This is a genomic window from Prevotella melaninogenica, assembly GCF_018127925.1.
Lineage (GTDB): Bacteria > Bacteroidota > Bacteroidia > Bacteroidales > Bacteroidaceae > Prevotella > Prevotella melaninogenica_C.
This window is the reverse complement of record NZ_CP072348.1, coordinates 1060063-1073008: the sequence shown is the minus strand read 5'-3', so window position 1 is coordinate 1073008 and position 12946 is coordinate 1060063. Positions and strand designations below refer to the sequence as shown.

Annotated in this window: 12 protein-coding genes and 1 pseudogene; 9 read left to right on the top strand and 4 right to left on the bottom strand. The window is 39.0% G+C overall.

Features of this window, described 5'->3' with window-relative positions; genetic code table 11:
* The first annotated feature begins 3 nt into the window (after positions 1-3).
* The 8 genes from infA to J4861_RS09905 all read left to right on the top strand — a co-directional run bounded on the left by infA (position 4) and on the right by J4861_RS09905 (position 6748).
* On the top strand, positions 4-222 hold the full coding sequence (gene infA / locus J4861_RS09940) for a translation initiation factor IF-1 (protein WP_004352768.1): 219 nt from the start codon (positions 4-6) through the stop codon (positions 220-222).
* Between the two features lie 13 nt (positions 223-235).
* Positions 236-352, top strand: a complete 117-nt coding sequence (ykgO, locus tag J4861_RS09935; RefSeq protein WP_004361627.1) for a type B 50S ribosomal protein L36 — start codon at positions 236-238, stop codon at positions 350-352.
* A 97-nt stretch (positions 353-449) separates the two neighbouring features.
* Entirely contained in the window at positions 450-830 is a 381-nt protein-coding gene (gene rpsM, locus J4861_RS09930) for a 30S ribosomal protein S13 (protein WP_004361628.1), read from the top strand.
* A gap of 20 nt (positions 831-850) precedes the next feature.
* Positions 851-1240, top strand: coding sequence for a 30S ribosomal protein S11 (gene rpsK, locus J4861_RS09925; RefSeq protein WP_004383890.1), 390 nt, complete (start codon positions 851-853; stop codon positions 1238-1240).
* 37 nt (positions 1241-1277) lie between these two features.
* Positions 1278-1886, top strand: a complete 609-nt coding sequence (gene rpsD, locus J4861_RS09920; protein WP_211816727.1) for a 30S ribosomal protein S4 — start codon at positions 1278-1280, stop codon at positions 1884-1886.
* A gap of 14 nt (positions 1887-1900) precedes the next feature.
* Positions 1901-2899 carry a DNA-directed RNA polymerase subunit alpha gene (locus J4861_RS09915; protein WP_211816726.1) on the top strand — a complete coding sequence of 333 codons (999 nt, stop codon included), beginning with the start codon at positions 1901-1903 and terminating at the stop codon, positions 2897-2899.
* Between the two features lie 58 nt (positions 2900-2957).
* Positions 2958-3440 carry a 50S ribosomal protein L17 gene (gene rplQ, locus J4861_RS09910; protein ID WP_211816725.1) on the top strand — a complete coding sequence of 161 codons (483 nt, stop codon included), beginning with the start codon at positions 2958-2960 and terminating at the stop codon, positions 3438-3440.
* Positions 3441-3850: 410 nt separating this feature from the next.
* The gene (locus J4861_RS09905; protein ID WP_249110830.1) at positions 3851-6748 is read left to right on the top strand and encodes a leucine-rich repeat domain-containing protein; all 2898 of its coding nucleotides are present in this window, start codon (positions 3851-3853) and stop codon (positions 6746-6748) included.
* A gap of 101 nt (positions 6749-6849) precedes the next feature.
* Here the strand turns inward: J4861_RS09905 and J4861_RS09900 are convergent, their stop codons facing one another.
* Entirely contained in the window at positions 6850-7368 is a 519-nt protein-coding gene (locus J4861_RS09900; protein ID WP_211816724.1) for a hypothetical protein, read from the bottom strand.
* Positions 7369-7378: 10 nt separating this feature from the next.
* Positions 7379-7792 carry a hypothetical protein gene (locus J4861_RS09895; RefSeq protein ID WP_249110829.1) on the bottom strand — a complete coding sequence of 138 codons (414 nt, stop codon included), beginning with the start codon at positions 7790-7792 and terminating at the stop codon, positions 7379-7381.
* A gap of 173 nt (positions 7793-7965) precedes the next feature.
* On the opposite strand from J4861_RS09895, the gene J4861_RS09890 reads away from it, so the two are divergent.
* On the top strand, positions 7966-9333 hold the full coding sequence (locus J4861_RS09890; protein ID WP_211816589.1) for a transposase: 1368 nt from the start codon (positions 7966-7968) through the stop codon (positions 9331-9333).
* Positions 9334-10000: 667 nt separating this feature from the next.
* Here J4861_RS09890 and tnpC read toward each other — a convergent pair.
* Both tnpC and J4861_RS09880 read right to left on the bottom strand, forming a co-directional pair.
* Positions 10001-11434: pseudogene (gene tnpC / locus J4861_RS09885) on the bottom strand (IS66 family transposase).
* 73 nt (positions 11435-11507) lie between these two features.
* On the bottom strand, positions 11508-12548 hold the full coding sequence (locus tag J4861_RS09880) for a hypothetical protein (protein WP_211816723.1): 1041 nt from the start codon (positions 12546-12548) through the stop codon (positions 11508-11510).
* Positions 12549-12946 lie beyond the last annotated feature (398 nt).

Sequence of the window (12946 nt, the reverse complement as noted above, 5' to 3'; positions counted from 1 at the left end):
TATATGGCAAAGCAAACTGCAATAGAGCAGGATGGAACAATTCTTGAAGCACTTTCAAATGCAATGTTCCGAGTGGAATTAGAGAATGGTGTTGACATCACCGCTCATATTTCCGGTAAAATGAGAATGCACTACATCAAGATTCTTCCTGGTGACAAGGTGAAGGTTGAGATGAGTCCATACGATTTAACTAAAGGTCGAATCGTTTTCAGATACAAATAAACAACATAGAGATATGAAGACAAGAGCATCATTAAAGAAGCGTACAGCTGACTGCAAGATCGTTCGTCGTAAGGGTCGTCTGTTCGTTATTAACAAGAAAAACCCTAAGTTCAAAACACGTCAGGGTTAAGTTAAAAAAGCGTAAAGAGTAAGATTTCTCGTAATTTATGCTTACCTTTGCGTGCTTTTTAGCGTTAAATGACATTTAATTTTTTAATTATCAAACAATGGCAATAAGAATTGTTGGAGTAGATTTGCCCCAGAATAAGCGTGGCGAAATCGCATTGACCTATATCTATGGTATTGGTCGAAGTAGTTCAGCAAAGATATTGGATAAGGCTGGTATTAGCCGTGACCTGAAGGTCAGCGAGTGGTCTGATGACCAGGCAGCCAAGATCCGTGAAATTATCGGTGCTGAATTCAAAGTTGAAGGTGATCTCCGTTCTGAGATTCAGATGAACATCAAGCGCCTCATGGATATAGGTTGCTATCGTGGTGTTAGACATCGTAATGGTCTTCCTGTTCGCGGTCAGAGTACTAAGAACAATGCTCGTACCCGTAAGGGAAAGAAGAAGACTGTTGCTAATAAGAAGAAGGCTACTAAGTAATTCTAAGGAGGAAATTAATTATGGCAAAGAAATCAGCAACATCTAAGAAAAGAAACGTAAGAGTTGATGCGTTGGGACAGCTCCACGTACACAGCTCATTCAATAACATCATTGTATCTTTGGCTAACAACGAGGGTCAAGTTATCTCTTGGTCTTCGGCTGGTAAGATGGGATTCCGTGGATCAAAGAAGAATACTCCTTACGCTGCTCAGATGGCAGCAGAGGATTGCTCTAAGGTAGCTTTCGATCTCGGTCTTCGTAAGGTTAAGGCATTCGTTAAGGGTCCAGGTAACGGTCGTGAGAGCGCAATCCGTGCGGTGAACGCAGCAGGTATTCAGGTAACTGAAATCGTTGACGTTACTCCATTGCCACACAACGGCTGCCGTCCTCCAAAGCGTCGTCGTGTATAATCACATCTTATAACAATTAAAAGAATTCATATTAATTATGGCAAGATACATAGGTCCAAAATCACGAATTGCACGCCGTTTCGGTGAGCCAATTTTCGGCGCAGATAAGGTATTAGCTAAGAGAAACTTCCCTCCTGGACAGCACGGTAATAACCGTCGTCGTAAGGTGTCTGAGTATGGTGCTCAGCTTGCAGAGAAGCAGAAGGCTAAATACACTTATGGCGTTTTGGAGCGTCAGTTCCGTAATCTGTTCGATAAGGCTGCAAAGGCAGAGGGTATTACTGGTGAGGTTCTTCTTCAGAGCCTTGAGGGCCGTCTGGATAATGTAGTGTTCCGTCTTGGTATTGCTCCAACTCGTGCAGCTGCTCGTCAGCTCGTTAGCCACAAGCACATTGTTGTTAACGGTAATGTCGTAAATATTGCTTCATATCAGGTAAAGGCTGGTGACGTTGTTGGCGTTCGCGAGAAGGCTAAGTCACTTGAGGTTATCGAGGCTGCTTTGGCAGGCTTTAACCACAGCAAATATCCTTGGCTTGAGTGGGATGATAACGCTAAGTGCGGTAAGTTCCTCCATCGTCCAGACCGTGCTGACATCCCTGAGAACATTAAGGAGCAGTTAATCGTTGAGTTGTACTCTAAACAATAAAATTCATTAAATTAATGGCGATATTAGCATTTCAAAAACCTGATAAAGTAGTGATGCTGGAGGCCAATGACCATTTCGGCAAGTTCGAATTCCGTCCTCTTGAGCCTGGCTTCGGTGTTACCATTGGTAACGCTCTTCGCCGCATCCTCCTTTCATCGCTGGAAGGTTTCGCAATCAACACTGTCCGTATAGCTGGTGTTGAGCACGAATTCTCTTCAGTTCCAGGTGTAAAGGAAGATGTTACCAACATCATCTTGAATCTCAAACAAGTTCGATTCAAGCAAGTAGTAGAAGAATTCGAGAATGAGAAAGTTAGTATCACCGTAGAGAATTCCACCGAATTCAAAGCAGGTGATATCGGTAAGTATCTGACTGGATTTGAAGTGTTAAACCCTGATTTGGTGATTTGTCATTTAGACTCCAAGGCTTCTATGCAGATTGATTTGACCATCAACAAGGGACGTGGTTACGTTCCTGCTGAGGAAAATCGTGAATACTGCACTGATGTAAACGTACTCCCAATCGATTCCATCTACACCCCAATTCGTAACGTAAAATATGCCGTTGAGCCATATCGTGTTGAACAGAAGACCGACTATGACAAATTGGTTGTTGAAGTTACGACTGATGGTTCCATCCACTCAAAGGATGCATTGAAAGAGGCTGCAAAGATACTTATTTATCACTTCATGTTGTTCTCTGATGAGAAGATTACTCTCGAGAATCCAGATCAGGAGGGCAACCAGGAGTTCGATGAGGAGGTTCTGCACATGCGCCAGCTCTTGAAAACCAAGTTGACTGACGCAAGTCTCAACTTGAGTGTTCGTGCACTTAACTGCTTGAAGGCAGCTGATGTAGAGACATTAGGCGACCTCGTTCAGTACAACAAGACGGACCTCTTGAAGTTCCGTAACTTTGGTAAGAAATCGCTTTCTGAGCTTGATGATTTGCTCGAGAGTCTGAATCTGTCGTTTGGAACCGACATTACAAAGTATAAATTGGATAAAGAATAGTTGACGAGTTGTCTAAGCGACAAGTTGACGGGTTTATCCACAACAAGTTAAAAACAAAATGAGACATAATAAGAAATTCAACCATTTGGGTCGTACTGCTGACCACCGCGCTGCGTTGCTTTCAAACTTGGCAGTTGCTTTGATTCAGCACAAAAGAATCACTACGACTCTTGCTAAGGCAAAGGCTCTTAAGAAGTATGTTGAGCCGCTGATCACACGTTCTAAGAATGGCACAACTAACTCACGTCGTGTTGTATTCCGTTATCTTCAGAACAAAGAGGCTGTTACTGAGCTCTTCAAGGAGATTTCAGTTAAGGTAGCTGATCGTCCAGGCGGTTATACACGTGTTATCAAGCTCGGTACTCGTCAGGGTGACGCTGCTCAGATAGCATTTATCGAGTTGGTTGACTACAATGAGAATATGGCTAAGTCTCCAAAGGCTGAAGCTAAGAAGACTCGTCGTAGCCGTCGTTCTACAAAGAAGGCTGATGCACCTGCAGAGGCTGCTGAGAACGTTGCTGAAGAGGCAAAGGCTGAATAATCCGAATAGATTTTATCTCTATAATAAGGAACTCCCGGTACTTAATGTATTGGGGGTTTTTTATTTTATGCAGTTGCTACGTTGCCTATGTATATATATTGGATTTATTCCCTCTGATTATCAACTTTCAATTTTCTTTTGTAGTTTTTTGTGCATCTAAGTTTAAAATTCTTTTTTAGAGTTGCTTTTCATAATTATTTTTTTTATTTTTACGATATAAACTTGATATATGTTACGATGTAAAAGCACACTCGTAATTATATTCTCGTTTTATAAGGAAAAGTGTACCATAACTTTTTCTTCATCTAATTTTTAATCTCAGTGCTGATAATTGTATGCTTATGAAGAAACTATTACTAATTATTTCTTTGTTTGTGACTTTAACTTCTTATGCACAAACAAATGGTGAAATGAGGATTGCAACATCTACAGCCGTAGGGCAAGACTTTGAATTCCGTGTTACTCGAACCAATGACACCAGTAAAGTTTTTGTTGATTGGGGAGATGGTAATAAGCAAGAAGCTACGTTAGAAGGCTGGAGTAATAATAAGAAGGTAACAGGAAAGTTACTTAAAGACACAATTATTGTCTATGGTGATTTCTCAGCCGTTGAGGTCTCTGACGTAAAAGCAACATATCTTGCTTTTAAGAATCAGCCTAATTTAAAGCAAGTTGAAGCAAAGAAGAACGAATTAACCTACGACGGTATTGATTTCTTTGGTGCTCCTAATCTTGTTACACTTGACCTCAGCTATAATAAGATTACGCGTTTAGACCTGCGCAATTTTAAGAAATTATCTAATTTTACAGCCAATCATAATGCAATTTTGGCAACTGTTTTATTTCCAGATGGCAGTACTGAATTACGAAATGTAGACTTATCAGATGGAGATATTACACACTTTTATCCTATCAGTCTCCCTAATCTGCGTTATCTTAATCTTGCGAACGGTAGTTTGTTAGAATTAGAATTGGGTAATAATTATCCAGAGTTACGTGATGTTGATATCAGCGGGAATATTGGAGTAACATCTATTGACGTTACGCAACAAGCTAAACTTGAGAAACTCCTTATAAAGGGTACAAAGATAACAGAGCTAAACCTTATTAATAATCCAGAACTTATCATGCTTGATGCGTCTAATACTGATATCGCAAAGCTTGACTTAAGTAGTAATAAGAATATAACAACGCTTGAACTTAGTGATTCGAAGTTGTCTCGTTTAGATGTGTCTAACCTTGCGAATCTTTCTACAATTAATATTGATAATACGAAGATACAACGTATTGATTTATCGCACCAACGTTTTTTGCGTAGTGTGAGCGTACGAAATACTGGAATACAATTCCTTGATATGCATGGTGCTATCGGTACTAATCGACTTAATCACCTCGATATGCGTGACTGTAAGAACACTACGCCTCAGTCACTAAACTTCACTTTCAAAGCAATGCCGTCTCATACAGGTACTTCTTATCGTACGAATGTTTTCCTATCAGGGGCTAACTACGAACACGCCAATACTGGGATTTTAGATGATGATGCCGACAATTCTTATAAATTAGATGTTCATGGTGATGCTACTGCGTCTATGGATTCTGTCTCTATAACTATGCAATCATCTGAAAATGGAGGTAGTTATACGCTAAGTCAAATCCCTGATGATGGGTATTTTGCAACTTATGAACCTGTTACAGGGAAAGTTCTGCCTGGATTCCCAATTAAGATAGATGCTAAAGCACCTGCTGGCTCAAAGTTCGTTGGTGTAGAGGTAAATGGAAAATTAATAGCTGACAGTATATTTGTTGTGTCAGAAGCGACGGTTGTAAAACCTGTTTTTAGTGTTTCTGGTGATGATGATTATATCAAACTAACAGTTCCTACAGGTGTAGACCAACAGTATTTCCTTTCTGTTAATGGTGAGGATAAAGATGTTTCAATTGACTGGGGAGATGGCGAACTTGTAAAAGTGAAGGTTAAATCAACTCCAACAACCGTAGAGGGGCAAACGTTAGGAGCGACTGTAACGATATATGGTGCTGTTACAGGAGCTGATTTCTCAAGTTATCCAGGTGTAGGCGTTGATAATAAGATAACTGCTATTGATTTGAGTCATAATATTCATTTACGTTCTCTTTCTACGTATATGAATTCTATTACGTCTATAGATGTCTCTAAGCTATTGGATCTTGAATCTCTTGATTGTTCTTATTCAGACCTTAGTTCCTTAGATGTTAGCAAGAATAGTAAACTTGTTAATTTACGTGCTTATGGTAATCAAGTTGATAATATAGATGTTACAGGTGCTGTTGATTTAGCTTATCTTGATGTAAAAAATAATTGGCTGGAAAGCTTAGATTTAAGCCATAACAAGAAACTCGTTTGTTTGAATATAAGTAGTAATGAGATAGAGGCTGTTGACGTGAGGGATATTCCAGAACTTTATGTTTCAAATAATAAGATTACAGCTCTTGATGTTAGCAAGAATCCTGCATTGAAGACATTGCAGCTATCTAATAATTCAGTTTCAAACTTAGACTTAAAAAATAATCTTCAACTTGTGACACTTACTGTAGATGGTAATCGATTAGATGGACTGGACCTTACGGGACATGAACGATTGACCTATCTGAATGTAGGAGGTAATAGATGGGATGCATGTACTTTAAATGATCTTTATTATAGTCTTTCACGTTATCCAAAACTTCAGAGTGGGAAGTCGCCACGTGGTAACACACTTTTCGTTCATGGTGAAAAAGCCGGAGAGTATAATGATGCCGAGCATGCTGAGTCTTCTATTGCTAAGTTGAAGGGTTGGACGATTGATTACGAGGGCGATGGAACAGGTTGTAACATGGCATATATTACAATACAGGAGCCAGAATATGGAACGTTAAAGATATTTACAACAGATGGTGTTGAGGTTCTGACGGGCACAAAGGTGGCTAAGAATACAGATCTTGTCATTAAAGCAATACCCGCATCTGGATACAAACTTGAAACTTTGACACTTAATGATGAAGAAGTAGATTCTCCTAATTTTAAGGTTACTTCTTCTGTGACTATTGGAGGAATATTCACAGTTTCGAATCAAATAGACACTCTTTCTAATGATGCACTTAAAGTGTCTGGGGGTAAGAATTATCTAAACTTTATGACAGAATCGCCTACGCACTTGCAAGTCTATACATTAAATGGCAAATTGATGTATTCTGGTATGGTGAGAGTAAGTAAGACAGTTAGTTTACCATCAGGTATCTATATTGTTAAAGCGAAGGACTATTCAAAAGTTATAGCAGTTGAATAGAATGAAATTAAACTTGTCCGCATGAGAAAGCGGAAAGAGTAGAATTAGCAATCCCGAAGGTCATTATAAACTTTCGGGATTGTTTTTTGGCATAAGTGTTTTTACTTTAACATCCTTGACACATACCCATTATGTCGGAACCATTTATGTGCCCAGTTAGGTACCATAAAGATATAGCCAGAGATATCTTCGTGTGGGGCGCAGTCAAGTTGATTGCCAATGATGTCTGCAGATTCTTGTACAGATGTTTCGTATAAGCGTGCTAATTCTTCACGTATGAGCGTATATGTGATGTTCCGGATAGAGGCTGCATTGATGGGTTGATTTCCTAATAGAGCCAATAATTCTTCTTTAGAAGGGATTTTCACTTTTGGTCCTACCCGTAGTCCTTCAAAGCAGTATTCTCCGTCTACCTTATACATTGTAAATCCATCTTTACGGTTGCGTTCATTACAATCCTCTGCCATTTGACGTGCAATAGGGTGGGTGATACGTTGTAGTATCTCTGTAATAATCGGTTGATGGCGTAATTGTCCGTACGTATATCCTTCACTGTTGATTCCACCAGAACCCGATGGGATATCAGAGTCGGAGATTATGCATAACTCTTTTCTTTCCATTTCTCCTTGTTTAAGTATTCTGATTAAATTTTAGTTCAAACTTTGTGTAGAAGTCCCTAACATAAATGAAATCGAAGATGCTGAAGCTTGTATGGTCGTATAGGTTATGAAAGTGCTGATGAAGGTGTAAGTTGTGACTCCATTCTCTGTCTAATCCTTCATTCCAACAATCATCAGCATCTTGCATTCCCATGAGTTCCATTTCTGTCTTGTTGTCTTCCTCTCCATGATATCCGCTAAAACTCATACAGCAACCATATTTGCAATAGATGTCGTTATAACTTTCATCATTGAGAATCTCCCATATCATTTCTGATTCTTCCCCTCGAAAAGGATTACTTTTCGGGTATTGTCTGTCTTTTCCTAAGAAGATTTTACACTCTACACCCTCAAACTGCAAACTACTTCCACTATCTGCCAACATTTTCTTTGTATTGTAATACAACTCTCTGCTTTGTTGATAGTTTTTAATTAGGGATATTCATAATTTTTCTAACTAATTGTTTGTCAGCATAATATATTATTTGTACCTTTACATAAAATCCCCCGAACGACCCATCACGGGCAGAATCGGGGGAAAACTTAAAATAAATCGTCGTGAAGATACAAAAAATTTCTGATATAACACCAACTTTGCCCTTTACAGAGTTCGATTTTTTACAGAGCTATCGTGAAAGCTTTGCACAAAGCGAACTTGGACGCATTCATTCCCAGCTCCCACTAAAGGAGTTGGCAGCAGAGTATACGATCCTTAGCCATAAGAGCAAGCGAGGCAAAAAGCCTCTTTTCTCGGGTGAAGGAGAAATAGCCCTAATGTTCCTTAAGTCATACACAGGTCTGTCTGACGATGGTCTGATAGAAATGCTTAACGGAAGCATCCACATGCAGATGTTCTGTGGTGTTCTGATAGACCCCTCCTGTCCCATCAAGGATGGAAAGATTGTAAGTGCCATACGCAATCGTCTTGGTCAGTTTCTTGACATAGACAGCTTTCAGGGCATATTGTATGCCAAATGGAAAGACAACCTTAAAGACAAAGACCTGTGCTTGACGGATGCAACCTGTTACGAGAGCTACCTGCGTTTTCCTACGGATATCAAGCTGCTCTGGGAGTGTTGTTATTGGCTTCACACTCTGCTGGTCTCCGAGTGTAAACACCTCTCAGAGCGTATTCCGAGAAGCAAGTATAATAATATTGACAAGGCCAGGCTTGCATACGCTAAGCAGCGCAAGCACACAGCCTCGTCCACGCGCAAGCTCAGGAGAAGACTCCTGAGGCTCCTGTCCAAACTCCTGTCCCAATGGAATCGTCTGCGTAAACAGTACAGTCCTTGCATCTGTCTGTCGGCAGAACAAGAAAAGCGGCTGTCCGCTGTGCGTGAGGTATGCCTCCAACAGTCAGAACTATTCTCCGGCAAGGAAGTCAAGCACCGTATCGTCAGCATCGACCGCCCCTACCTCCGTCCTATTGTCAGAGGCAAGGAAAACAAGCGTGTAGAGTTTGGGGCAAAGGTCAACAACATACAGATAGACGGCATATCATTCATAGAGCACCACAGCTTTGAGGCATTCAACGAGGGTGTCCGTCTTAAGCTATGTATAGAATATCAAGAATCTTTGACGGGAATCAAAGTCAAGCGTGTAGGTGCCGATTCCATATACGCCAACAATGCCAACCGCACTATGTGTACAGAAAAAGGCATAACGACCTGTTTCACTAGAAAAGGTCCAAGACCCAAAGAAGAAGCTGAATGTCTCAAGACAGCGAGAAAGATTATTGGAAACCTCAGAGCTACGGTAATGGAGGGTAGCTTTGGAAATCAAAAGCAACACTATAGCCTTGGACGCATCAAGGCACGCAATATGTTTAGCGAGAGGCTACTACTCTTCTTCGGAATCCATACAGCAAATGCTGCCATTCTTGCCGCAAGGGAGATGGCTCGGAGGGTGAAGAAGGCTGCCTAATAAAACTTAAGGATAATTTTACAAGTCCATAGATAGTATGGAAAGGGCAGGTGTGCTCATATGACTCATTATTTGAGATTTTTGAACAAATAACACAGCATATTCTTTTTCTGGGACCTTCTCCAAGGAAAAGAATGCAGTTTTTGGCTGCCTTGGAGAGCTCTAAGAGGGAATTAACTGAAATTCCCTAATTACTACTTCTTTAAGTGTTTCGTTGAATTTCTTTAACAGCTGATAGTTTTCATCTGTTGGTTTGAATAGTTGGTTAAGGAGCATTCGGCGATTAAAGATGAGAGTTTCCATCTTCTCGTCACGTGCTTTTAATTGTGGATTCTCGTAATAAGTCAAAAGTGAGGACTCTGTCTTGTTGATTCTTTCTTTTAAAGTTTCCTTTATTTTCATCTTAAAATATAATTCAGCGAAAGTTAATGCATATTGAAAGATTATGATTATTTCTGTGGAATATCTTGTATTAGAGTCTGTTAATAATGAGAAGCAAAAACTACTTTTTTGCATTTAATCTTATTTTTGAAAAGCCTTACAAAGTCTCAAGTTCTGCTCCGAAGGCATTATAGAGTCTTTCAAATTTTTCTTGTACTTCTTTATTAATCCTATTATTTTCAGTAACTATTCAGCGATAATAGATATATAAGTGCATATCAATTTCTCAAACCTTAAATAAGGCTTGAATCGCATTATATGGCGTTTTGTCGTGCTTCTTAGCTGTTTCTACAATCGAATGAAGTTCAAGGAAAGCGTCTGCTCCGAAGTCTGAACGAAAAGCACAGGAGTTCTTCAGTTTGATTTTTAGCTTGCGTATTCCACGTTCGCTTCCATTATTGTCAAATGGTATCATCGGATTTTCGAGGAAATTGAAAATGTAATCTCTGTATTTGACCAAGCCTTTTCTGAACGTAATAAACTTTTTACCAAGCTCCTCTATATTCTGTTTGAGCAGATTGTCTAAACGTCGGGTCCATGACACCTTGTCTATAACGTCGTTCGGATTGGTATTCCGCTTGTGAATGGCTTCACGGAACAGATTGGTTACTTTCCCAGACCACTCTTGCTTAGTGTTCAACTCTGAGAGATATTGCAGTTCGCGCAGTAAGTGAGCAAGGCATACCTGATGATTGAGGAAATGGAGTGCAAAGTATGCGCTATGGCGGTCGGTAACGGCAGTCATTCGTTCCAGGCTATCGCCAAATTTGTCTGCTAATACCTTCGACCCTCTTCCATTAGCACGGAAAAGCAATGTGTAATAAACGGTTTGTGCAATCCATGCCCAGTCGAGTCTTTTCTTACAGTACAAGCCGCTCTCATCGAAACCAACAACTGCTGATGACTTGATATATTCTTTAATTTTATCAATCACAGGTTGCGCATTTCTCTTTGCCTCATTTACCCAGTTCACCAGTGAGCCTTCGCTTGGAGTGAGACCAAATACCTCACGCAAAAAACTTGCTATGCGACCATAAGGAAGAAATTGCACGACACTCAGATAAACCACTAAGGACTTTATGCTTGAATCATATACCACGTTGTTTGACCGCCGTCTCGGTGCTGTCCGAATACGTTCACCACAGTTCTTGCATACCATCACATAGTGTCGGATTTCCCTGATTACGGGCTTCAACTCTGGAATGGAAATAACCTGCGTCACATAATCAAGCACACGTTCTGCATCTGATAAAGATTCTCCGCAACGAGTGCAATAGTTGGGTACCTCATCAATTATCTCGTCAGGTATGGAAGAGTAAGACAACTTATGCCCATCATGCCCCTTTTGTCCTCCCGGCTTCTTACCACTTGGCTTACGGAGGCTTCTTGTTCTTCTGATAACCTCATCCTTCATACGCTCCTTGCTTGGCGGAGTGCTGCTATTATTAGAGTTTTTGTCAGGATTTTCATACTTAGCCAAGCGTTCCTATAAGTTTATAAGTTCCGTATCTTTCTTGCGAATTTCAAGGTTCAGAGTATTTATGTTACGGTTCAATTTGATAATCTCGGCATACTGCTGATTAACAGTTGCACGTAATAATCGCATCTCTTCCGTCATGCCTTGTAATACTTTTGATATGTCCGTAACCTGCTCTTTCATAGGTATAAAGGTACAAAGAAAATCTGAAATACGCAAGAAAAACAAGCATATTTATAGCCTTTATACGAAGATTTTAGAGGAGAAAATACAGACTGATCGATACCGCTGAATAGTTACTATTTTCAACTACGAGAGGTTTATATTTAAAGAAATAGTCTCCTATTATTTTAAGTGTAATCAGAATACTACTGCAAACTAAATAAACTATTGCATAAATGGATGCTTTGGTGAGTGCCCAATTTAAGCAACTTTCAAAAATTTCAACTTCTCCTCCAAATATTTTCCATATACACCAAAGTAACCCTGGCACAATTAAGGTTAATGGGTATATTAGTATTGTTAACCCTACATTAATAGATAACGAATCTATAAAATCGCTTTTTATACCAGAATGTACTCTTCTTACTTTTCCTTCTCTTGAAGATTTACTGGGATCCAGTTTATCAAATATTTCTTTTTTATAACTTGTTATTATTCCAGCAATCAAAGTACTATTCCCAATGTATTTATGATAACTGTATAATTTGATAGGGAGTTCACCCATGATTTTGTCAAATTCAAGTTGTAAAGCTTTACTTTTTTGATAATTCTGTTTCTGTATTTCTTTTCTATTGAGCCAATCAAAGAAACGGTCTATAAGACCCTTCTCTTCCATGTATCTGGATATTTCAGTAATATCTATTTTGATATTTCCTATCCATTTATTTCCTGACATTGCTAAGGTCCCTTCGAAACATTTAACTAATCCTTTTGTTGCATCTCTCATTAAAGCATACTTTTCTCTCATTAGAATTTCATTTTCTTTCTCTAACGCTGAACGAATAAAGACTAATTTTGCTTTCATAAAGAAAATATAGTTCTGTATGAGTAAAATGCTGTTCTTACGAAAGACTTCTTTAAAAGAGTCTGATTCAGAGGAGGATAGAACTTCTTTGATATTTGTAAGCATTATGTCAAAAGAACTTCCTACGAGTTCTGGTGATGATATTTGTGTCAATACCTGCAATTGAGCAGAAAGAATTTGTTGACCGATGTAATTTGTCGAATTCTGTAGATTTCCTATTAGGTCTTTTGCTTGATCAATTGTTGTAATAGAATTATTATTTTGTTCCATTATTTACTGTTTGAAAAAATATACAATAAAGATTCTTATTATAATTTCAATAGTTATTCTCCCTTATATCACAAAATATTTTTGATATAAAGGAGAATATACTAACAGCGTATGACGTATACTTCAATGTTTTTATTGCAGATTTTTTCCTCTTTCAAATTAATAATTATTTTCTGTGTAGTCCGATGTTTATCGTTTATTGGGCATGATATCCAAGCACAGAAACAATTTAATGATATTGAATGGAAGACGATAGTAAAGTTCTTATCTTTGTCAGCATCGTAGTCTGTTTTCGGTAGTTTGTCTTTACTGTCATACTTGTTTTCTTCACTGAGTAAATGTTTAGTTATTGTATTAGGATTCGTATACGAGTCAGTAAACCAAATAGGTTTATTATT